Origin of the sequence: Proteus penneri (assembly GCF_003144535.1) — a bacterium.
GTDB classification, from domain to species: domain Bacteria; phylum Pseudomonadota; class Gammaproteobacteria; order Enterobacterales; family Enterobacteriaceae; genus Proteus; species Proteus penneri.
The window spans coordinates 47,782-70,271 of record NZ_PHFJ01000005.1 but is presented as its reverse complement, the minus strand read 5'-3'; the positions used below and the strand labels follow the sequence as shown (position 1 = coordinate 70,271).

The window sequence follows — 22,490 nt, the reverse complement described above, 5'->3', positions numbered from 1 at the left end:
CTTATTAAATTAAAAAATAAAGGGAGTCGTGCCAGTATTTTGAATTGTTATCTAAAACAATAATAGCGTAGCAATGTGTTACACCAAGTGTTACATCAAACATTCACACCAGGATGTCACACCAGGGGAAAATGTCGTAGTATTATTATAAAAAAGAGGCACCCATTGGGTGCCTCGTTACTTTATATCTTGCTAAATCATAATATATTAAAAATCAATTTTAACATTTACCCCATAGTTTCGACCCGGTAATGGGGCTAAATATTTTAATTGAGAAGATGCAGGCCTTGCTTCAGTATTAGTGAGATTATTAATCATAAAATCAACGGAGACATCTAACTTATCAAGATGATATTTTTTACCAATACCGGCATCGACTAAAGTATAGGAAGGAAAGGTAATATCTCCACCATACATTAATCCACCACTCTCTTTCTGTTTTTTATAGTAAGTTGCGCGACTAAATGCTGTTAATTCGCCATGCTGATAATTAATGCCAATACCATGTTTTTCATTAGGTAAGTTTGGTAAATAATTACCTGCAATAAATAACTTTCTTTTACTTTTATTTTCGACAAAATCCCCGAATAGTGTAAATGTAAGATTATGATCGTGAGGCATTTCATATAAATACTTAAATTCGTATTCTAATCCTTTTGTTTCGAGATCAGTTTCATCCCACTCCATAACGGTAACACCACCACGACTGATCCCCGTTAATCGCCTAAATTTAAAATCACTGTAGTCTGTTTTATACAAATTAATCTTATTAGAGAAATTGCCAATCTCAATAACAGATGATAATTCAATACTTTTGCTTTTTTCGGTATTAAATTTACTGTTTCCTTGTTCTTCAATTAAATAAGCATAATGAGGGCCATGTGTATAAAGTTCATTAATTTCTGGTGCTCGATAAGAAATATTTTGTTGTAGTTTTAATGTCCATTCATCAATTGGTGTAAAAGATAGGGTGAGTGTATTTGCACTTGTATCAAAATGACGGCTTTGTAAATTAGAACCTTGCCCTCTACCACGATTATAATTCGCTGGAATATTGAGATTATGTTGAGTGTAACCTTTACGATATCCAGCAGTGAGCTCAAAAGGAGATAAATTTAGCGATTCAACCCAATATATTCCGTACTCTTTGGTTAATACACTGGGTAAATAAGCATCATAACCAGACGTTTTCAGATCACGATAATTACCGTTAACGCCAATAGCACCGTTTAACCGATTAAAGAGTGGAGCATGTGCCGTTTCTAATGCTAATTGGTGATTTTTGGTCTCAAATACGGATGATGCAATTTGTCCCACTAATTCTTCATCTTTCGATTCAGAATAAGAGTAATAAAAAGCGCTGTCTCTTAAAAAAGGTGTTAAGTGATAATGTTTTCCTTGTATATCTATTCGCCGATTATGATTTGAAACCGAAACAGGCTTATACATTTCTCGACTTGTTTTTGTGGTGAGATAAGCATAACCCGGTACACCGTAAGAAGTCTGAAAATCAGTAACAGATAAACCTATATAGCCTTCATCTCTAATATAAGAAAGAGATGCATTGCCACTTTGGCTTTTTAAAAAGCTATTTGGGATCTCTTTATTATTATTTTCAACATAATGTTTAGGTGGAGTCACATGTTCAATCGATGTGGGACTACCCGGTTTATATTGTGAATTGGGTTCGTTATCAACATAGCCAATACCTAAAAAATAGTCTTTATCTTTAAAGGTATATTTTTCATCTTCACTTAGCTCATATTCAACCTGATATTTTTTCCAAAACTCACTAATGTAAGGATAAGCTTCAGGATTACGGCTAGTAAACACTTTCATATCCACTTGGCATTGATCACGTAATGCAAAATGGTCTTTTAGTTGTTGATAGCTATAACAAGCCCCCACTTTAGAGCGTGTTGGAATTTTATATCGAGAGACGCGTTTAGTGGCACCTGAAATATTAAAAATCCAGTTTTCTTCATCGCTGAACTTAATATTTGCAGAACCTCCATTACCGTTATTGGTACTTCCATTAAAAGTCACGGCACCTGAAATCGCTTTTTCAGGTAGCTGTGTCATTATTCGGTCATCCCACAAATGAATAGCGCCACCGCTTGTACTACCACCATAAAAGAGCGCTTCAGAGTTTTTGCTAATCGATATTTCATTAATTCTATTCATATCAATGGGGATCGGCATATTTCCACTAATAAATGAAACATCATTAATTGGTAGATTATTGACTAAAATGCCTACACGATTTCCTGATAAACTTCGAATAACAGGTCTTGCAGCATTAGGGCCAAAGCCTTCGGTTTGTACACCAGCAACTTTTGCAACGGTATTACCAATCGTATTTGTTTTTATTTGTTCAAGTTGTTTTCCTTTTATCTCTTCTCGATTATTGAGTAATAAAGAGGAGAATGTCTCTTTGTTTTTTATTGATGTTGCTTTAACAGTAATAACATCGTTTGATGTTTCTTTTTCTTGGCTTTTATCTTGATTATTCTCTTTTCCATATAAAGGAGACGACAAAAGTATAAGTAAAATAATAGAGAGTTTACTTTTTTTCATGATATTCATATTAGAATGTAAGAGTAGCGCCTAAGATAATATTACGACCAGGTAAATACATTTCATCTTTAATATAAGAGGTGCTGTCTTTCCCTTTTGCATCAAAGATATTATTAATCTTGGCGTATAAGGTATAATCTGTGTTATCTAAATAACCAATATATTCACTACCTAAACTAACTGTGTTATAAGCCTCTGTGGATGTTTCATAGTCTGCTGTTTTATTCTGTTTTCCAAAATGATCAATGCGGATTTGTCCAATTACGTTTTCTGTAAAACTATGTTTAATATAAGTACTTAAACGATAAGCCGGTATTCTTGGTATATTTCCCTTATTGTGTAGTAAATTTGCTCTAACATAATCACCAGAAATACCAATTAAGCTATCTTGGTTATAGTAATAATCAATATTTCCTTCTATACCTTTAAACTGTGCATCATTTTGAACATATTGTAATGAACGATAGCCATTATTTAATTCAGTCCCCGTAAACTGACCGTAAATATAATTATTAATACGGTTATAATAGGCACTTATATTGAATTGAATATCACCTGTTACTTTAGTTATTCCAATATCAATATTATTTGCAGCCTCTGCGGTTAAATTAGGATCGCCTTTTTCAATAGTTCGACTTGCAGCATGAACACCATTCGCGTAAAGCTCTTCTGCAACAGGTAATCTTTTCGTGTGTGAGAGTGATAAATTTAAAAAATAGTCTTGTGTAAAATTCCATGCTAATCCAGCAGAAATAGAAGATGCACTCTGCTTATTATTTTTTTGAGTTTCTCTATTTAACAGTGATTGCCACTCTTGGCGAAATCCTAATTCATAGCGAAAATCACCTAATTGGTATTCTTCTAATAAAAAGAGTGAGTGATTTTTTGTTTTTGTTGACGGTACATAAGCTTCTTCTCCTTGAGCACTAAAATCACGCTGATTAAATTGCCCGCCAATAACACCATGCCAACCCCAAATAGGTTGATGTGTAAATGTCAGTCTTAATTCATCGCCTTTGTTTTTAAATGAGGTACTGACTTCATTTCCTTCTTTTTCATCATGATGATAATCGGTTCTGGCCGCACTGAAACGTATTGATTCAATACCAGTAAATGGATTGTTTTTTTCACCACGAAGATCCCATCGTTTGCTATCCATAACAATATAAGGAATACCATGTTGATGTTGTTCATCAGGGTATTCATGATTGTGATTATGATGATGATGGCCGATTAACGGAGGGCGAATTGGGGTATGATGATGGTATTCCTCTTCATGATCATGAAAATGCGTATGCCCGGGTAATCCATATCGGCGATGTTGTTCACCATAGCCAATTCCAATATAGCCATCATCTAAGATCCAAGATGCACCGATATTTGCCGATTGGTTATCTTGATAAGATCCGGCTAAACGGCTAGGTTCTCCTTGATGCAAAGGTGCTGGCTGTTTGTAATCGCTTTGATAACGTTTAGTCCCTTCAAGGTGCAGAGCTAAATTATCTTCTCCTAATGTTAATCCGATTGATCCTGTATTTCTCTTAGAAACGGAATCGTATTGATACTGTAATTCGCCTTCGTAGCCTTTTTTAGGCACTGACATAGGAATCTTGCTATCAATAATGTTAATTGCACCACCTATTGTCCCCCCTCCATAAAGTAATGTTGCAGGGCCTTTTAATACTTCAATACGCTGGCTTAAAAAGGGTTCACTGGTGATTGCATGATCTGCACCAATCGACGAGACATCCATAAGATCACTACCACTGTGTAATACCTTGACTCGATTTCCAGACATTCCCCGAATAACCGGATGTACCGAACCGCCACCAAAAAAAACTGGCATGAAAACCGGGTAGAGATGTCAATGTTTCAGCAATTGAGGCACTACGATTAGCGCGTAGCTCTTCTTGTGTCAAAACTGCAACAGGTATTGCCATTTTTTCTTGTGGCGTATGTAAAGGTGTTGAATAGACTTTTAATACCTCATTAGTCTGATTTTCTTTTGATTTTATTGCAGAGCTTGCATTTGCAAACAAAGAGTAACTTATTGAAATAAAAAGCGTTGTATAACTAAAAATGGATTTCTTCATACCGTTCACCCTCCTTTTAAGTAATGTTATAATGTAACGTTTTAAAAAGTATTGTAAGTAAGTATAATTATCATTAGCAAGTAATGATTTTTTAAAAATAATAAAAAACCTATAACTGTATGTAATTTAATAAAAAATAAATTGAGAAGATGAAAAATGAGGGTGTGAAAAAGGCGTCATAACGACGCCTTGAAGATAAATGAGAAAATAGGGTAAAACTATTTATTCTAAAATAAACATGCCATAAGGATGAATTTGCAGATAATAGCTATCACCGACATTTGGTTGAAGCTGTGTGGCATTGACTTGTAATAGCAAAGTCTGATTTTGCCATTCCACGGTTACCTCATACTGAGGACCCATATAAGCGACATGGACGATTTTGCATTGCTGACAGGCATCGCCTTGTTGAGATAAGGTGATAGCTTCTGGTCTAACTCCAACTCTAACGTCTGTTTTAGTGGTGTTAAATGTATCTGGCTTTGGTAGACGATATTGGAAAATATCAACATAATCAGGGCCTAATGTGGCTGGGAATAAGTTTGCATCTCCCATAAAGCTGGCCATAAATTCAGAAGCTGGTTGGCGATAAAGCGTTTGCGGTGAACCTAATTGCATTATCTTGCCTTTATTCATCACCAATACCATATCAGAAACCGCAAATGCTTCACTTTGGTCATGGGTTACGTAAAGAGAAGTGATATTAAACTGTTGTTGTAATTCACGAATTTTTTCTCTCATGCTACGACGTAAATTAGCATCAAGGTTACTGAGTGGCTCATCAAAAAGCAGTACTTTAGGTTTTAAAATTAAGGCGCGTGCTAAGGCAACCCGTTGCTGTTGTCCCCCTGATATTTGGTCAACAAAACGATCTTCAAAGCCCGCTAAGTCCACCAGCGCTAAAGCTTCAGAAACACGTTGTTTAATTTCTGCTTTAGGACGCCCAAGCATTTTTAAGCCATAGCCAATGTTTTCCCCTAATGACATATGAGGGAAAAGGGCATAAGACTGAAACACCATACAGATATCACGTTGTTGAATTGAGCGTTCAGTGACATCTTCACCATCAATAAAGATCTTACCTTCTGTTGGTTTTTCTAACCCAGCAACTAAACGTAAAACGGTTGTTTTACCGCAACCTGAAGGGCCTAATAATGAAACCATTTTGCCTTGTGGAATAGATAAACTGAGATCTTCAATAACCGTGTTAGTGCCAAAACGCTTAATGACATTTTTCAGTTCAACGAAATGTCGTTGTGTCATGATTTATACTCCGTATTACTGTGCATTTTTGGCTTTAGAGCGTGAAACACGGGCTTCGCCAATCAAATAGTCAAATAAGAAAATAATTGCCAACATGACGACGATTAAAATCGAGCCATAGGCAATTGCGACACCGTATTCTCCATCTTCAACACGGTTTAAAATATAAGCAGTTGCAACACGTGTATCAGGCGTAACAAGGAAGACGATGGCGCTGACTGTGGTAATCGCACGCACAAAGCTATAAATCAGCGCAGATAAAATAGCAGGGCGTAATAACGGTAATAGCACATAGAAAATCGTTCTCATTGAATTTGCTCTTAAGCTTAGAGAAGCTTCATCAAGCGATTTATCAATTTGCCCTAATCCCGCAATACCCGCACGTATTCCCACAGGCACGTTACGCATCGTCATTGAGATAATGACAATTGCCGCTGTTCCCGTTAAATGGAACGGTGAGTCGTTAAACGCAAGAATATAAGAGACACCGGCAACAGTTCCCGGGACAGCAAAACAGAGCATTGTTGTGAACTCAATACTTTTCTTACCTTTAAAGTCTTGGCGCACGACGATATAGGCAATTAATAGTCCGAGAATAGCGGTAATCGGTGCTGCAATACCTGCATATAACAAGGTATCTAATAACGACGGCCATGCACCATCACTCATTCCTTGACCAAATAACTTGATAAAGTTATCCAGCGTTAAGGTGTAATCAACTCCCCAGTTAACGGTGAAGCTACCATAGAAAATACTGCCATAGAGCAAGATATTAAAGACAACCCAAATAGCTAAAACTGTTGTCACAAATGCAATTAGCGACGATGGCAAAGGTTGAACATCACCACGATAGGATTTCCCTGATACGGTGACGTAAGAGCGTTTACCAATCCACATATACTGCACACAGAACACTAATAGTGAGAAAACTAACAGTGACGCCCCTAATGTACTGGCAGATTGATAATCCAGTTGAGAGCCGGTGATATAGAAGTAAATTTGTGTGGCGATAACGTCAAAGTTGCCCCCTAAAACCAATGGGTTACTAAAGTCAGCAAGAGATTGCACAATCACAATTAAAAACGCATTGGCTAACGCCGGCTTAAGTAACGGCATAAAGACGTTAAAGAAAGTTTGATAACGGTTAGCTCTTAAGGTGTAAGACGCTTCTTCTAATGAAGGGTGAATGGTTTTAATGGCACCGTCTAAAATCATAAATGACATAGGCGTAAAGGCGAGCACTTGCGCTAACCAAATTCCAGTAAAGCCATATAACCAGTTGGTATTTTCAAGCCCTGCATAAGTGGCAAGAAACTCTGTCACATAACCAGAGCGCCCCATCATAAGTGTGACGCCTAAACCAACAACAAAAGGAGGTGTTACAATGGGTAAGATAGAAAATACGCGACCAATAATGGCTGAGCGCACCGCAATACGAGAGGTATAAATTGCTAGAATTAAACCAAAGAAAGTACAACCTATCCCTACTGCAATAGAAAGCGCAATAGAATTGAGCATCACTTGCACAATATGAGCTTGACTTAAAATAGCGATAAACTCAAAAGGGGCAAAATTGCCAGCACTATCTTTAAACATCGGAATAAAAATAGCGATGCTAGGAAAGATAATAAAGGCACCAATCAGTGCAACAACGGCTATCAAAGAGCCAATAACAAAGCTATCACCACCAAGCCATTCCAAGCGTGTTAAGGCGGTTTTCATGATCATTCCCAGAGCAATAAAGAGGATGATCGCAGAGTAACCTAAACCTCGTCCTTCAAGCGTTGCACTAACTATCGTAATAACCGCACAAAGTAAGGCAAAACTTGCATCAAAATAGTGGCGAGAACGATTTTCACGCTTAGGTTCGTTAAATGAACGAAAGAGCAGTAAACTTGGTAATAAAAACCAGAGCCAACTGATATTGACGCTACTCCAACCGTAAGAGGTGAGTAATTCATCTGCTGTTGAATCTAAAAGACCGTAATCAAGGCTCCATGATGGCAATAAAGCAAATGCCATCCATGCAATTAGGATCCATAAAAATATGGGATCCCGCCTCTTTTTTTCAGGTAAAGCGAGTGTGTGAGACATAAATCCCCCGAAAGTAAATGTATTTATTATTATGTGAAAAGAGAGCGAGAGATTATCTCGCTCTGTTGATGATCTATTTACCCATTTTTACTTCGGTTACCCACTTATTAATCAACTCTTTACGCACATCACTATCGCCATATTTATCCATGTCGTAGTTAATGAGTTTTAAGTCAGATAATTTCAGTGCCATTGGTGAAGACTCTGCTGAGGTATTTGTTAGGATTTGGTAAGATTTACCTTCTTTCCAGCTAATTTCTTGCGCTTCTTTTGAGAGTGTCCAATCTACGAATAATTTTGCGTTATCCATATTACGGGCATTTTTAATGATACTGACACCACCGATTTCATAGCCTGTACCTTCACAAGGTGAAATCAATTCAAGCGGTGCACCATTTTCAACTTCTAATGAGTAATCATGTAAGAAACCAATACCAATGGCTGCTTCACCACGAGCGGCGTTTCGCGCTGGGGCAATACCTGATTTGGTGTATTGAGAGATATTAGTATTGATTTTCTTCAGATAATCAAAGGCTTGTTCAGTACCCCATAACTGGTCGAAGGTTGCCAGTGCGGTATAAGCGGTTCCTGAACTTTGTGGATCGGCGATTTGAATTTCACCTTTATATTCAGGTTTGATTAAATCTTTCCAACAAGTTGGAATAGCAATTCCTTTTTCTTTTAAGCGATCTTTATTGACGCCGAAGCCTAAGATACCGACATAGACCGCAGAAGAGTAGTTACCTTTACGTTTAGCGGGATCACGGAATTGTGGCATGATTTGATCGAGATTAGGAGAAACATAAGGTTCTAGTAGATCCATTTCACCTGCTTGTGAGTGGGGATCCATTGTACCACCATACCAAACATCAGCTTGTGGATTGCGTTTTTCAGCTTCGATTTTGGCTAAAGTACTTCCTGAACCATTACGAACGAAGGTGGTTTTAACATCATACTTTTCGGCAAAGGCTTTTGTTTCAGCTTCACACATTGCATTTGTCGCACTACAGTAAACCACTAAGCGACCAGCCGCATTTGTTGATAAGCTAACAGCAGACAGAGCCAGACCAGCAGCAACAAGTGTAGAGAGGGTTTTCAATTTCATGTTCAGAACCTTTTAAATGTGTCGTCATCGGAAAATGAAAGTGGGCCAACTAAATGCTCTTGTTTGCTAACATCAGCAATCAACAATGGCATTAGTAAGAGTCCCATTAAGGCCGCAGCACTGGTTAATAATGCAAACATCCCAGTCCAACCATAATGCGCCATGACCTGACTTAATGGCCAACCTGCCATTGCTGCCCCTAAGTAGGCATACAATCCCAAGTAGCCAGTTACCGTGCCTGCTGCGTTTTTATGACAATATTCTGTTGCAGCAAGCCCGATTAACATCTGTGGTCCGAACACGAAAAAACCGATACTAAAAAAACAGGCTGCGAGTAACGCATAATGATGAATTGGAATTAACCAAAGCGCTGCTACTGCGGTAAAAAGCCCGAGTGAAAACAGCAATATCATTGGTGCTCGTTGGCCACGGAATAATAAATCCGAGCCCCAGCCTGAACATAACGCCCCGAGTAAGCCACCCACTTCAAATAAAGAGAGAATGGCGTTAGCACTCAATAAGTTGGCGCCATGTGTTTCTGATAACCAGATATTTCCCCAATCGTTAATTGCCATACGTATGAGATAAACCAAAATATAGGAAAAACCTAGTAACCAAATCATTCGGTTAAATAAAATGCTCTCTTTCAAAATAGTTAGCATAGGTTTAGGGGGAGAGGCTTGCTCTTGACGTAATTCAAAAACATCTCGCCGCCACACACCCACAGTAGGAAGCCCTTCTTCTGCGGGAGTTCCTTTTAATCGTACACACAACTACAGCCCGATGATGATGCCGATAATACCGGGAATAAGCAGTGCGACTTGCCAACTATAATGCGTCGCTAGCCACGCAGTTAAAATGGGAAGACTCATCCCGCCAAGGTTGATTGAGATATTCCATAATCCCCACCAGAAACCGCGTTCATTGCGTGAATACCAGTGTGTTAACAACCTTGCACAAGGAGGCCAGCCAAAGCCTTGAAAGAAACCATTTAGTGCCCAGACCAAAAGCAGTGCTGGAAAAGAGAGACAATAGGCAAAAATAATATTCATAACGCCAGTCATCACTAATCCCACACCCATAAACCAGCGATATCCCCATTTATCATGGAAAATACCGGAAATAAATTTAGATAAACCGTAAGTGAGATAAAAAAGGCTGGCTATCCAACCGATATCTCCTTTATCTAAACTCAATTCAATTTGCATAACGGGCATCACAAAGTTGACGCTTTTACGTGTGAGATAGAAAGTGGCATAACCGATAATCATCGACAGCATTAAGTTTTTGCGCCAAAAGTTATAGGTCTTATTTATTGATGCCGAATTTTTACCTGACATAACATCCTCTTTGATGTTGCAAATGTAAAAAAAATGTCGAGAAAAAGAATGAGATAAGGTTGTAGATGACTAAGACTTATTCTTAGTTTTCACTGTTTTCTTTTGAATTTGTGGGTAAGTTAACAATTATTTTCGTGCCGTGATGATTTATCACTTCCCATTCTCCGCCTAAAGCGCGAATGCGTTCTTCAATGCCTCGTAATCCAAAACCGCCACTTTGTTGTGTTGATAATGATGTGGGGAGCATACCAATACCATTATCGCTAATGATCAGCCGTAGACGGTTTTTGTTTTGGGTTAACGAAACTTCAATATAGGTTGCGTTGGCATGTTTACTAATATTATTTAATAACTCTTGTACTAAACGATAGAGGGTAAAAATTATGGTTTCGTTTTCAGGCTCTTTATCTAATGAATAATTAAAATTACAGGTGATGCCATTGTCATTGAAGGCAAATTCATTGATTAAATGATGAAGGGCTTTTTCAAGCGACATTTCGTCTAAAACAGGTGGGCGCAATTGTCGTAGCAGTTGACGTGTAGATTGATGAATTTGTAGCGCGAGCCGTTCAATTTGCTCTCCGGTTTGGCGTGTTTTGTCGTTATCTGCGGTTCTTTTAATTAGCATCGATTGAATTTGGATTGCGGTAATATTTTGTCCAATTTCATCATGTAATTCGCGAGCAATGGCTTTTTTCACATCTTCTTCGGTATGAACCAATTGCTCCATTAATTCACGTCTGGCTTGAAGTTCTTGCTCTAGGCGTAGTCGATAATGACGTAAATTATGGGCTAATTGCTGTTGACGACTTATCGCTATTCCTAAACCAATACCAATAATAGCTTGTGTGGTTAAGAACATTTCTAATTCACGCAAGTCATTAAATGCGCCGTTTACTTGGCGGGCAAAGGTAATAATTAAGCTTCCGAGTAATGCCGATAATACACCACCTTGCCAGCCATAACGGTAGGCCATAAAGACATTAGGAATAAAAACGAGAATAACTAATAAGCGCTCTATTTCGGGGGTTAAGAAAACCTGAGCGCTTAATCCGATAAGACAAAATAGAAATCCCCACATTAGCAAGGAAGTTCTTAATGGCGGATCAGGTGTTCCAACAGAGATTAACGCTCGACTTTGTAATTCACGAAGATATTCATAAAGTAAAAAAACAAAAGGCGCGAGTAATATGCCACCTGTGACTGAGGTCAGAAAAATTCCGCTGGTGGTATTAATAAAAAAGCCAAGAATAAAGGCTTGTAGCAGGCTATTAAAGCCAACAGCGCCAATTAATAGGGTTAAGCGTTGCCAGTAGAGAGGATACCGCCACCAAATACGTTGCACTTCTAAGGCGATAATTAGGCTTAATAATGGAGAAAGATAAATAATAGCATGGGTAATTAACTGCTCTTGCGTTAGCCAGTAATAAAGCCCCCATTCTGCAAATAACATCGGTAGCCAAAAGCGACGCCAAAGTAAAATGATTAGGGCTAATCGCAGACCTTGAGGTAAGAAAAGGGCAGCTTGTTGCCCATTTTTACTTAAATAGAAACCAATCACCCAAAGTGATAGCCAAAGTAAAGAATAGGTGAGTAATAAAAAGAGGGATTGAAGAAGAAAACGCAGTCCCCTTTTCATGTTACAACGATCCTGTGATCAACTGATTTTTTAGGGCGAAATGAACTAAATCGATGGTTGTTTCACAGCCTAATTTACCGAGTACATTGGCTCGATGAACGTGTACGGTTTTATGGCTAAGATTAAGTTGTACTGCAATTGTTTTGACATTAACACCTTGAATTAAAAGATTAAAAATTTCTCTTTCACGAGGAGTTAAAGAATGTAATGCATCTTCTTTTTCAGGGGTATGTCGCAATGCTTTCATCGCATCAGAACAAAGATAACAGCCACCTTGATGTACCGCGCGCACGGCTTGTACTAACTCTTCAGGGCCACAACGTTTGGTTAAATAACCTCGTGCGCCAGAGTCTAGTGCACTTTGAACAAAAGCAGGGGTGTCATAGATACTTAAAATAATAGTTCGAAAATCAGGGCGCTTTTGTTTTAAGCGGTTTTGGAGTTGTAGACCGCTTTCACCGGGCATAGAGAGATCCATAACGGCAACATCAATATCATCATGTGCTAAATAAGGCCATGCTTCTTGCCCATTAGAATACTCACCCACAATGTGAATATCGGGTTCTAGCATTAACAGTTGTGCAAAACCAGAACGCACAACAATGTGATCATCTACTAAAGCAACTTTTATCATAATTTTTTATTAGTCAGAGAGTAGTCAGATAATACTTATCTGATTTATAACAAGCTACAGGAAGATAAGCGAGGAAAAATGGAGAAGAAACTCGGTTTTGAATCTTATATCTCGTTTTATCAAGGTGGGTCATGACAAACCAATAATACCAATAGGTTATTTATTGTTCTTATTTCCCATAAGCAGGGAACCTCTGCCTATGGGAAGTAGGTAATATTTTATTAATTAAGCAACTTGAACTGGCACGGCTTTGGCTATGCGCTTCATTTCATTGTTGTCTTCAAAATAGGCGATGTTGGGTTTATGGCTACGCGCATCACTATCAGGAATTTGCACATAAGAGCAAATAATTAAGCGATCGCCAACGGCGGCTTTACGCGCAGCGGCGCCATTGACTGAAATAATTCGTGAGCCTCTTTCCGCACAAATGGCATAAGTTGAAAAGCGTTCACCATTATCTACGTTATAAATATCAATCGCTTCATTTTCAAGAATACCAGCGGCATCCATAAAATCCTGATCAATCGCGCAAGAGCCTTCATAATGAAGATCGGCTTGTGTGACTTTTACGCGATGAAGTTTGCCTTGTAACATAGTGCGTAGCATTGTTGTGTTTCCTATTTTTCGAATAATGAATATTAAACAAGGTTAACTTGTTGGTTATCAATAAGACGAGTATTACCTAGCCATGCTGCCATTAAAATCACTGCTCGACGACTCTCTTCATTTAATGGTGTGAGTGTATCTGCATCACAAATAAAGCATTCATCTGCACGAAAACCTTTTTGTTCTAAAGTGTTTTTTGCATTTTGCAGTAGGTGATTAACATCATGATCCCCCAACTTTAATTGTTCTGCGATTTCTTGCATTGCTTGGTAAAGTGCAGGGGCTTGCTGTTTTTCATTATCAGATAATAGACGATTGCGCGAACTGAGTGCTAAACCATTTTTGTCACGTACGATAGCAACAGGAACGATGCTGATATCCATACATAAATCGTTTATCATTTTTTGGATAATTTGCAGTTGCTGGAAGTCTTTTTCACCAAACATCGCGACATCAGGTTGTACAAGATTAAATAGTTTACTGACGACTGTTGTAACACCACGGAAATGACCAGGACGGCTTGCACCCTCCAATACAGTAGAAAGTACAGGTACATCAACCGTTGTTTGGTTTTCCATGCCATGTGGATACATCTCTTTCGCAGAAGGCGCGAAAATGATATCGACATGTTTATCACGCAGTAACTCGCAATCTTCTTGTAAAGTACGAGGGTAGTTTGCTAAATCGGCTTCTCTATCAAACTGAAGTGGATTAACAAAAATAGATGTGATAACCACATCTGCATGAAGACGGGCTTCTTCAATTAATTTTAGGTGGCCTTCATGAAGGTTACCCATAGTTGGAACCAATGCAATGCGTTTACCTTCTTGCTTTAATCGCTTGATTTCTCTGCGTAAGATAAGCGTAGTTTCAATAATTAGCATGGCGTGACTCCTTTAAACGATGTTTATAAATTAAGATAATAAATCAGTTAAATGTATGTTGTTCTTGTGGAAATAGGCCTTGCTCTACTTGCTGAACATACAGGCTAACGGCGCCTTGCAAAGAGCCTGCTTCTTGCAAGAAGTTTTTAGAGAATTTTGGAGGCTGTGGCGTTAATCCTAATAAATCATGCATAACGAGAATTTGGCCATCAGTAACATTTCCCGCACCAATACCAATAACAGGCATCGTTAGCGCGTCTGTAATCGCTTTTGCAAGAGCCACGGGAACACATTCTAAAACAGCCAGTTGCGCACCTGCCTTTTCAAGTGACATGGCATCTTGTTTTAATTGTTCTGCGGCTGCTAGTTCTCTGCCTTGAACTTTATAGCCACCAAAAACATTAACGGATTGTGGTGTTAATCCTAAATGAATACAGACTGGAACAGCACGTTCGGTCAGCATTTTTACTGTCGGTATTAACCAGCTACCCCCTTCAATCTTTACCATATTCGCCCCTGCTTGCATCAAAATGCCGGCATTAAGGCAAGCTTGCTCAGGTGTTGAATAAGACATAAAGGGCATATCTGCAATTAAAAAGGCATTAGGCGCACCAGCTCTTACGCAACGAGTGTGATAGGCAATTTGCTCAACAGTAACGGGTAAGGTGCTGTTATGACCTTGTAGTGTCATTCCTAAGGAATCACCAATCAACATGGCTTGAATACCTTCTTGTGCAAAAAGGTGAGCAAAACTTGCATCATAAGCAGTGAGTGTGGCGAATTTTTTCTTTTCTTGCTTATAGCGGTTTAGCGTTGAAAGCGTAGTGGGTTTCATTGTAAAAAACTCCATCAGTGTCGTTTTTGGTGTGTAGATAAAATTAATTACTTCACATAATCATTTGTTTATTAAAGAAAATATTAGATTATCAAAATAAAGCCGCTTTCGATTGTAGCATTTAAGGACTAAAAACGAAGAAAAAGTAATTAAATGAGTAATGAAAAATAATAAATGATGATTTTTATTTATATTTATCAGTTTGTTATATGTAAAAATAAATATAAAAGAATTCAAAAATAGAGAAGAAGAGCTGAATTTGAAAAATTGAGGGAAAGCAAAAGAGAAGAGATAGGCTGATACAGTGTCTATTTTTACGGTATCAACCTTTAGCATTAAGGACGTATTAGCGTGAAATTACCACTTTTCCATGCCATTTTCAGGCACTAACGCCAATCTATCTGCTAATAACTCACCATCAGGAAAACGAAGTTCGGGGGCTAATTCCGCTAATGGATAAAGCATAAATTCGCGGACTTTAAGTCCGTAATGAGGTACCGTTAATCGCTCGGTTTGGATCACATCATCACCAAATAACATAATATCAATATCAAGCGTTCTCGGCCCCCAACGATTGCCTTCTTTTCTGACGCGACCTTGTGCTAATTCAATTGCTTGAGTGTTATTAAGCAACTCTTCGGGGGCTAATGTTGTATCAACCACAACAGCGACATTAAGGTAATCAGGTTGATCTTGTGGTCCCATAGGGCGAGTACGATACCAAGATGATTGTGCAATTAATGTTGTTTGTGGGATCTCACTAATTGCCTTAATCGCTGAATTCACCTGATTTTCAGGTGAATCCAAATTACTTCCCAAGATGATATAAACACGTTTTTTCTGCTTATTCATGGGTGTTCTCTTGTCTGGATGCAGGTTTTGCACTTGGATGGCGAGGGCGTTTACGTGGACGTGGACGTCTACGAACCGGCGCTTGACCTAATTCAGAGACCATTGAGCGTTGTTGTGTATTGTTAGATGCTTGGAAATCAGCCCACCAACTTGCTAACGCTTCAAGATCTGGATTGCGTTGTACATTGGCACGTAATTCCAGTAAATCGAATGCGGCACGGAATTTAGGGTGCTCAAGTAATTTATTCGCTCGACGACCTTGGCGTTTCGGTAAACGTTGTTGCAATAGCCAGATATCACGCATGGTTGTGGTAATGCGTTTGGGTATCGCAATAGTACGACATTGCTCATCTAAAATATCGTTCATCGCCATAGAGAAAGAGTCATAGTAAGAAAGACCACTTTCTTGGACTAATTTTTCGGCATGTTCAATTAATGGATACCACAACATCGCCGCAAATAAGAACGCCGGATTGACTCGCATCTCTTTATTGATGCGGTAGTCCGTATTTTTGAGAATTTGATCTATCATTCTCTCCATCGGCGTATCATGTTGCTCTGTCATTTTAGAAGCAATTAGCGGAAACAGTGGTTCAAGTAATTGATGACGGCACATTAACTTGTAAGTTTTGTAGCCTTGCCCTGTTTGTAATAATTTTAGCGACTCTTCAAAAAGACGAGCCGATGGAATATTACGTAATAAAGGGGCTAATCTGCTAATAGGCTCTGCCGTTTCTGGTGCAATTTGCATATCCAATTTGCTGGCAAAGCGAATTGCTCTAAGCATTCTGACAGGATCTTCGCGATAGCGCGTTTCAGGATCGCCTATTAAACGAATAATACCAGCTTTCAGATCCGCTAAACCGCCAACGTAATCACGTACAGCAAAATCATCAACGCCGTAATAGAGACTGTTTAATGTAAAGTCACGACGAATGGCATCTTCTTCAATTGAACCAAAAATATTGTCGCGCAGTAACATGCCACTTTGTGCTTGCTGGGATTGGTTGTTGTCTGAAACTTCATGATCTTCATGAGAACCACGGAAAGTCGCAACTTCAATCACTTCGGGGCCAAACATAATATGAGCAAGACGGAAACGACGACCGACTAAACGACTGTTGCGGAATAATCGACGTACATCTTCAGGCGTTGCATTTGTGGCAATATCAAAATCTTTTGGTTTTTTTCCCAGTAATAAGTCACGGACACCACCTCCCACTAAATAAGCCTGAAAGCCAGAGTTATTTAGTCGATAAAGTACTTTTAAGGCATTATCACTGATGTCTTTACGTGAAATTGGGTGTTGATCTCTTGGGATCACAGTCATTGGCAAATCACTCCCGTTCGCCTTTTCTTTGTTACTCTTTTTCTTACGGGGACGGTCTGCGGATATAGCAGGACGCCGACGCACAGGTTTCTGTGTTTCTTGTTTTGGTCGGTCAGATGCAGTGACAGGCCTTTCACTTGCTACCGGTTGTGTGTCTGATGACGGTGTTTGTCGCCCTAGCAGATTACGGCAGAAATGTGCTACTCGATTAAAAATATGACACCTCGAATAATAAATTCTAATAATTAAAAAAATTAAGCGGCTAATCATAGCCTACTGAACATTTTTTGAGAATGCTTTGTGTGGTTTATTCATACCTTTGTTGCTGATAATTTTGTTTTAAAATCTCAGAAGGTGACCACTGTGCTATCGCAATCTCTAGCAATGATGTTAACGAATAATCTTGCCAACCTGCAATAATGGGCTGATTAAGAAACCGTAAAGCATCGATAATGACCGGTCTTGGATCAGTATCTGGTAACGCATTCGCGTGATTTTGTTTTGATAATTTATTACCATCATGATTTATTACTAAAGGTAAATGAGCATAACGCGGAATAGGTAAATTCAGTTGTTTATGTAAACTGATTTGTCGCAATGTGGGATCAAGTAGATCGGCACCTCTAACAACTTCTGTTACACCCTGATAACTATCATCAATCACTGTTACTAGATTATACGCAAATAAGTTACCTTTTCTGTGAATAATCATATCTTCTAATACGATAGACGTACTCTTTGAATAATATGTACCTTGAATGCTATCTTCAAAATGATAAACGGGATGCTGTTGGATTAATCTCCATGCACTCTCTTTATCGAAAGGTGTAACATTATTCGTTAGCGGTTCGCGATGACGGCAGTGGTTATCATACACGCCCCCTAAGTCATGTAAACGATGACGGCTACAATGACAGTGGTAGCAAACACCTTCTTTCCAAAGGGTGTGTAAAATTTCACGGTAAGCATCATGGCGTTGCGATTGATAGAGGATCTCTTCATCCCAGAACAAACCATAATGTTCTAATGTGCGAATAATTTGGAGTGCAGTACCAGGAGGTTCTCTAAGAGGGTCGATATCATCAATGCGTAGAAGCCAACGCCCGTGGTGTGCACGAGCTTGAAGATAACTGCCAAGTGCAGTAACCAATGAGCCAAAATGAAGTCGACCCGTTGGCGATGGCGCAAAGCGCCCAATATAGTCTGTAATCTCGTGCATCGAAAGATTCAGATTAACGCCTCAACGTATTAGGTTGAGGCGTTTGCTCATTATTAGCCAGCCATCTGCTTTTCACGGATTTCAGCTAAGGTTTTACAGTCGATACATAAATCGGCTGTAGGGCGAGCTTCTAAACGGCGAATGCCGATTTCTACTCCACAAGATTCACAGAAACCAAAGTCATCATCTTCGACTTTTTTCAGTGTTTTCTCGATTTTCTTAATGAGTTTACGTTCACGATCACGGTTACGCAGCTCAAGACTGAATTCTTCTTCTTGTGCAGCTCGGTCAACGGGATCAGGGAAGTTTGCCGCCTCATCTTGCATATGAGTAACGGTGCGGTTGACTTCATCCCTGAGCTGATTGCGCCAAGATTCAAGTATTAGCTTAAAATGCGCTAATTGGGCTTCGTTCATGTACTCTTCGCCCGCTTTTTCCTGATATGGCTCAACGCCAGCAATAGCGAGAATGCTCATGGACGATGTTTTACGCTTTTGCCCTTCTTGCATAATGCTTCTCCTACATACGCATTTCTGAATAATCCCCACCTTAAAAACAGGAAGGGGAAAAAATAGGGCGCTATAAATAGCAGATGCCCGCGAGGATAGCAATTATTCCTTTAATAAGTTTTCTCATGGTGTGAAGGTACGCAAGTAAATATCCCTTTTTAGTTAAAAAATGATTAACTAACACCATGGATTTCAATTAACCATTTGAAATAAAAGGTAATTGCTGTCCAATTGTTAAATTGTATTCACTAATATTGATGCGATAACACAAGATTTCAACCCCTGCATCACATGCTTCTTTTAGTAGTGAAGCATAGTTAGGATCAATCTCTTTAGCAACAGTCACTTCCGTAATGCCAGTATGGGGAACTGCGTAGAATAAGACAGCCCTTAAACCCAATTTTGCGATAGCGGTCAACTCTCGAAGATGTTTCTGACCACGTTCTGTTTTTGCATCAGGGAAATAACCCATACCGTTGTCGAGCAAAGTGACTGACTTCACTTCAATATAACAGTCAACTTTATGATTTGATTTAAGTAAAATATCAATACGGCTATTCTCACTACCGTATTTCACTTCTCGTTTTATCTCGTCATACTCAGATAATTCTGGAATGTCACCCGCCTCAATCGCATTAGCAATAATCCCATTCGCTCTTAAGGTATTTACACAAATCCAATCATCGGTTTGAGTTTGAGTCAGTTCCCAGCTGTGCGGATATTTTCTTTTTGCATTCAAAGAGGTGGAGTACCAAACAGTATCACCCGGTGTCGCACATCCCGTCATTGCACCTGTGTTGGCACAATGGAGCGTGAATTCTTCCCCATTAGGGGTAACAACGTCTGCTAAAAAACGCTTATATCGTTTTAGTAAAGTGGCAGATTGTAGCGGTTGCTCAAATTTCATGATCACTCCGATGAAAATATGACCTTTAATAAAGCGCTAATGCTACAATGCCAAGCCGAGAAAGTTAATGAGTCATGGAGCCTGTGTGCATTTATTGCCAATCTTTGATGTAACAGAAAAAATCGTTACTGCGTTAAAACAATCCCCACAAGTTTTGCTTCATGCACCTACAGGTGCCGGTAAATCCACGGCGCTTCCTCTCTATTTACTGGAGCAAAATTACTTTGATGGCAAAATAATTTTATTAGAGCCAAGAAGAATAGCGGCTAAAAGTATTGCTTATCGTTTAGCAAATCAACTCAATGAGGAAGTTGGAAATACGGTAGGTTATCGTATGAAAGCGGAAAGCAAAGTCAGCTCAAAAACTCGACTTGAAGTGGTAACAGAAGGTGTATTAAACCGCATGTTACAGCAAGATCCAGAGTTGACTGGCGTAAGCCTTGTAATGTTAGATGAATTTCATGAACGCAGCTTACAAGCGGATTTAGCTCTAGCGCTATTGCTTGATGTACAGATGGGATTACGCGATGATTTGCGTGTTTTGATTATGTCCGCGACCTTAGATAATCAAAAAATTACCTCACTACTACCTGATGCCCCTATGATCAGTGCGCAAGGGCGCAGTTATCCCGTCGAAAGAGTGTATTTTCCTATCAATACGCATCAACCCTTTGAACAAGAAATTGCCACAATGGCGTTGCGATTATTGGCGCAAGAAACCGGCTCTATGCTGATATTCTTGCCGGGAAGTGCAGAAATAGTACGCGTTGCAGATATTCTAAAAGATAAAGTGGATGACAATATTTTACTATTTCCACTTTATGGCGCCCTTTCATTAGCAGAACAACAAAAAGCGATTGAACCGACTGAAAAAGGTTATCGAAAAATCGTACTTGCTACCAATATTGCAGAAACCAGTCTGACTATTGAAGGTATTCGCTTAGTCCTTGATAGTGCTATTGAGAAACGCGCTCAGTTTGATTTAAGAAGCGGTGTCACTAGCTTAGTGCGTCAAAGGATTAGCCAATCGTCACAAACACAACGAGCTGGGCGAGCTGGGCGTCTTGAAGCAGGTATTTGCTGGCATTTAATCAGCCAAGAGCAGGCAGAGCGTGTTGCTTCTCACCAAATACCTGAAATTTTAACTAGTGATTTATCGTCGTTATGGCTTTCCGTCTTGCAGTGGGGATGTCGTGACATTAATCAATTGGGTTGGTTGGATACACCAACCCCACAAGCATTGAATGCAGCTAAAGATTTATTGTATCGTTTAGGCGCTATTGATAAGCAAGATGGATTAACACCGCGTGGTTTGCGTATGGCGCAATGGGGAATAGAACCTCGATTAGCCGCGATTTTAGATTATGCGAGTGAGCAAAGTGACAATCATCTTGCGACGGCAGCACGCTTATGTGCAATCTTAGAAGAGCCTCCACGAGGGCAGGAAATTAATCTAGAACGGGTTTCTCAACAAAAAAATATGTTCTGGACACGACGTGAAAAACAGCTTTCTCAACATCGGAAAGGGATTTTTTGTCCTGAATTATTAGGTTCATTATTAGCAGTCGGGTTTCCTGATAGAATTGCTAAAAATCGTGATAATCAAGGTCGTTTTCGTTTAGCCAATGGGCAAGGTGCCATGATGGATGATGCGCATTCTATGAGTAATGCACAGTGGATCTTAGCGCCGTTATTACTACAAAATGTACATTATGCCGATGTGCGCATTTTATTAGCGCTACCCATTGATATCGATGAAATATCAGCTATCTTTCCTGATCTTATTGAAAATAATACCACGGTTGAATGGGATGAAAAACGAGGTACATTAGTTGCATGGCAACAGCGTCAATTAGGGCGATTAACTTTAAGCCAGCGACAATTAGACAAACCCAATAAGCAACAAATGCAACAAGCATTATTGAATTGGTTGAGAGATAACGGTTTAAAGGCTTTAGCGCTGAATGAAGAGACTCAACAGCTTTTTATTCGCCTTTCTTTAGCGAAAAAATGGTGTCCAGAAGCCTTATTACCTGATTTAGCAGAAACGGTGTTACTTGAAACTTTAGAAACATGGCTTTTGCCTGAATTGGGGGAAGTTCAGACATTAAAAGCATTACAACAAATTGATATTAATACAATTATTAAAAACCAATTAACGTGGCATGAAAATCAGTTACTACAAAGTTTATTTCCAACGCATTATTTAGCACCAACAGGGACAAAAGTGGCGATCCAATATGATTTAGAGTTACCGCCAGTCATTGCGATCCGCATTCAAGAAGTTTATGGCGAACAACAAAGCCCTATTATTGCGAATGGTCAATTGCCTGTAGTCATGGAATTATTATCACCAGCCCATCGTCCCATCCAAAAAACACAAGATCTGGCGACATTTTGGGCTGGAAGTTATAAAGAGGTGCAAAAAGAGATGAAAGGACGTTACCCCAAGCATTTATGGCCTGATGATCCGGCGAATACGGCACCGACTCGACGAGTAAAAAAATATAGCCAATAAGTTAATTTAAGTTTTTATCGTAGATTATCCCTATTTGAGAGCTTTCTTGTGGGATCACACGGAAAAATAGCGACAATGTTAGGCT

General features: G+C 39.2%; 17 protein-coding genes and 1 pseudogene. 1 reads left to right on the top strand and 17 read right to left on the bottom strand.

What is annotated here, in order from left to right; all coding sequences use genetic code 11:
- Nucleotides 1-207: 207 nt before the first annotated feature.
- From CUB63_RS08185 to sfsA, 17 genes and pseudogenes are all read right to left on the bottom strand, one after another.
- The gene (locus CUB63_RS08185) at nucleotides 208-2,577 is read right to left on the bottom strand and encodes a TonB-dependent receptor domain-containing protein (RefSeq protein WP_109847907.1); all 2,370 of its coding nucleotides are present in this window, start codon (nucleotides 2,575-2,577) and stop codon (nucleotides 208-210) included.
- A gap of 10 nt (nucleotides 2,578-2,587) precedes the next feature.
- The gene (locus CUB63_RS08180) at nucleotides 2,588-4,375 is read right to left on the bottom strand and encodes a TonB-dependent receptor domain-containing protein (protein ID WP_232240057.1); all 1,788 of its coding nucleotides are present in this window, start codon (nucleotides 4,373-4,375) and stop codon (nucleotides 2,588-2,590) included.
- A complete protein-coding gene (locus tag CUB63_RS17720) occupies nucleotides 4,338-4,670 on the bottom strand; it encodes a hypothetical protein (RefSeq protein WP_232240056.1) in 333 nt (110 codons plus the stop codon). The genes CUB63_RS08180 and CUB63_RS17720 overlap by 38 nt, the downstream gene beginning before the upstream one ends.
- Nucleotides 4,671-4,892: 222 nt before the next feature.
- Nucleotides 4,893-5,933, bottom strand: a complete 1,041-nt coding sequence (fbpC, locus tag CUB63_RS08175) for a ferric ABC transporter ATP-binding protein (RefSeq protein ID WP_109847849.1) — start codon at nucleotides 5,931-5,933, stop codon at nucleotides 4,893-4,895.
- Between the two features lie 15 nt (nucleotides 5,934-5,948).
- Entirely contained in the window at nucleotides 5,949-8,027 is a 2,079-nt protein-coding gene (locus tag CUB63_RS08170) for an ABC transporter permease (RefSeq protein WP_109847848.1), read from the bottom strand.
- A gap of 73 nt (nucleotides 8,028-8,100) precedes the next feature.
- Nucleotides 8,101-9,132, bottom strand: a complete 1,032-nt coding sequence (locus CUB63_RS08165) for an ABC transporter substrate-binding protein (protein WP_006534965.1) — start codon at nucleotides 9,130-9,132, stop codon at nucleotides 8,101-8,103.
- 2 nt (nucleotides 9,133-9,134) lie between these two features.
- A pseudogene (gene uhpC / locus CUB63_RS08160) lies at nucleotides 9,135-10,472 on the bottom strand (MFS transporter family glucose-6-phosphate receptor UhpC).
- A gap of 82 nt (nucleotides 10,473-10,554) precedes the next feature.
- On the bottom strand, nucleotides 10,555-12,111 hold the full coding sequence (locus CUB63_RS08155; protein ID WP_109847847.1) for an MASE1 domain-containing sensor histidine kinase: 1,557 nt from the start codon (nucleotides 12,109-12,111) through the stop codon (nucleotides 10,555-10,557).
- Nucleotide 12,112: 1 nt separating this feature from the next.
- Nucleotides 12,113-12,745 carry a response regulator transcription factor gene (locus tag CUB63_RS08150; RefSeq protein WP_072063602.1) on the bottom strand — a complete coding sequence of 211 codons (633 nt, stop codon included), beginning with the start codon at nucleotides 12,743-12,745 and terminating at the stop codon, nucleotides 12,113-12,115.
- Between the two features lie 225 nt (nucleotides 12,746-12,970).
- Entirely contained in the window at nucleotides 12,971-13,351 is a 381-nt protein-coding gene (gene panD, locus CUB63_RS08145; RefSeq protein ID WP_036932765.1) for an aspartate 1-decarboxylase, read from the bottom strand.
- A 32-nt stretch (nucleotides 13,352-13,383) separates the two neighbouring features.
- Nucleotides 13,384-14,235, bottom strand: a complete 852-nt coding sequence (gene panC, locus CUB63_RS08140) for a pantoate--beta-alanine ligase (RefSeq protein ID WP_006534958.1) — start codon at nucleotides 14,233-14,235, stop codon at nucleotides 13,384-13,386.
- 43 nt (nucleotides 14,236-14,278) lie between these two features.
- Entirely contained in the window at nucleotides 14,279-15,070 is a 792-nt protein-coding gene (gene panB / locus CUB63_RS08135; RefSeq protein ID WP_072063600.1) for a 3-methyl-2-oxobutanoate hydroxymethyltransferase, read from the bottom strand.
- Between the two features lie 357 nt (nucleotides 15,071-15,427).
- Nucleotides 15,428-15,922 (bottom strand): 2-amino-4-hydroxy-6-hydroxymethyldihydropteridine diphosphokinase, encoded by a 495-nt coding sequence (gene folK, locus CUB63_RS08130; RefSeq protein ID WP_006534956.1) that lies wholly within the window; start codon nucleotides 15,920-15,922, stop codon nucleotides 15,428-15,430.
- A complete protein-coding gene (gene pcnB / locus CUB63_RS08125) occupies nucleotides 15,915-17,522 on the bottom strand; it encodes a polynucleotide adenylyltransferase PcnB (RefSeq protein WP_109399245.1) in 1,608 nt (535 codons plus the stop codon). Before pcnB ends, folK begins: the two co-directional genes overlap by 8 nt.
- A gap of 37 nt (nucleotides 17,523-17,559) precedes the next feature.
- Nucleotides 17,560-18,471, bottom strand: coding sequence for a tRNA glutamyl-Q(34) synthetase GluQRS (gene gluQRS, locus CUB63_RS08120; RefSeq protein ID WP_109847846.1), 912 nt, complete (start codon nucleotides 18,469-18,471; stop codon nucleotides 17,560-17,562).
- A gap of 53 nt (nucleotides 18,472-18,524) precedes the next feature.
- Entirely contained in the window at nucleotides 18,525-18,980 is a 456-nt protein-coding gene (dksA, locus tag CUB63_RS08115; protein WP_023580786.1) for an RNA polymerase-binding protein DksA, read from the bottom strand.
- A gap of 196 nt (nucleotides 18,981-19,176) precedes the next feature.
- Nucleotides 19,177-19,887 carry a DNA/RNA nuclease SfsA gene (sfsA, locus tag CUB63_RS08110; RefSeq protein ID WP_109847845.1) on the bottom strand — a complete coding sequence of 237 codons (711 nt, stop codon included), beginning with the start codon at nucleotides 19,885-19,887 and terminating at the stop codon, nucleotides 19,177-19,179.
- 85 nt (nucleotides 19,888-19,972) lie between these two features.
- On the opposite strand from sfsA, the gene hrpB reads away from it, so the two are divergent.
- On the top strand, nucleotides 19,973-22,405 hold the full coding sequence (gene hrpB, locus CUB63_RS08105) for an ATP-dependent helicase HrpB (protein WP_109847844.1): 2,433 nt from the start codon (nucleotides 19,973-19,975) through the stop codon (nucleotides 22,403-22,405).
- The last annotated feature ends 85 nt before the right edge of the window (nucleotides 22,406-22,490 follow it).

What these genes read in the sequence shown, in the direction of transcription:
- gluQRS (WP_109847846.1), bottom strand. Translation starts at nt 18,471, where the DNA reads ATGCACGAGATTACAGACTATATTGGGCGCTTTGCGCCATCGCCAACG.
- CUB63_RS17720 (WP_232240056.1), bottom strand. Translation starts at nt 4,670, where the DNA reads ATGAAGAAATCCATTTTTAGTTATACAACGCTTTTTATTTCAATAAGT.
- folK (WP_006534956.1), bottom strand. Translation starts at nt 15,922, where the DNA reads ATGAATAAGCAGAAAAAACGTGTTTATATCATCTTGGGAAGTAATTTG.
- panD (WP_036932765.1), bottom strand. Translation starts at nt 13,351, where the DNA reads ATGCTACGCACTATGTTACAAGGCAAACTTCATCGCGTAAAAGTCACA.
- dksA (WP_023580786.1), bottom strand. Translation starts at nt 18,980, where the DNA reads ATGCAAGAAGGGCAAAAGCGTAAAACATCGTCCATGAGCATTCTCGCT.
- CUB63_RS08155 (WP_109847847.1), bottom strand. Translation starts at nt 12,111, where the DNA reads ATGAAAAGGGGACTGCGTTTTCTTCTTCAATCCCTCTTTTTATTACTC.
- CUB63_RS08165 (WP_006534965.1), bottom strand. Translation starts at nt 9,132, where the DNA reads ATGAAATTGAAAACCCTCTCTACACTTGTTGCTGCTGGTCTGGCTCTG.
- fbpC (WP_109847849.1), bottom strand. Translation starts at nt 5,933, where the DNA reads ATGACACAACGACATTTCGTTGAACTGAAAAATGTCATTAAGCGTTTT.
- CUB63_RS08185 (WP_109847907.1), bottom strand. Translation starts at nt 2,577, where the DNA reads ATGAAAAAAAGTAAACTCTCTATTATTTTACTTATACTTTTGTCGTCT.
- pcnB (WP_109399245.1), bottom strand. Translation starts at nt 17,522, where the DNA reads ATGATTAGCCGCTTAATTTTTTTAATTATTAGAATTTATTATTCGAGG.
- panB (WP_072063600.1), bottom strand. Translation starts at nt 15,070, where the DNA reads ATGAAACCCACTACGCTTTCAACGCTAAACCGCTATAAGCAAGAAAAG.
- panC (WP_006534958.1), bottom strand. Translation starts at nt 14,235, where the DNA reads ATGCTAATTATTGAAACTACGCTTATCTTACGCAGAGAAATCAAGCGA.
- CUB63_RS08170 (WP_109847848.1), bottom strand. Translation starts at nt 8,027, where the DNA reads ATGTCTCACACACTCGCTTTACCTGAAAAAAAGAGGCGGGATCCCATA.
- CUB63_RS08150 (WP_072063602.1), bottom strand. Translation starts at nt 12,745, where the DNA reads ATGATAAAAGTTGCTTTAGTAGATGATCACATTGTTGTGCGTTCTGGT.
- CUB63_RS08180 (WP_232240057.1), bottom strand. Translation starts at nt 4,375, where the DNA reads ATGTCTGGAAATCGAGTCAAGGTATTACACAGTGGTAGTGATCTTATG.
- sfsA (WP_109847845.1), bottom strand. Translation starts at nt 19,887, where the DNA reads ATGAAATTTGAGCAACCGCTACAATCTGCCACTTTACTAAAACGATAT.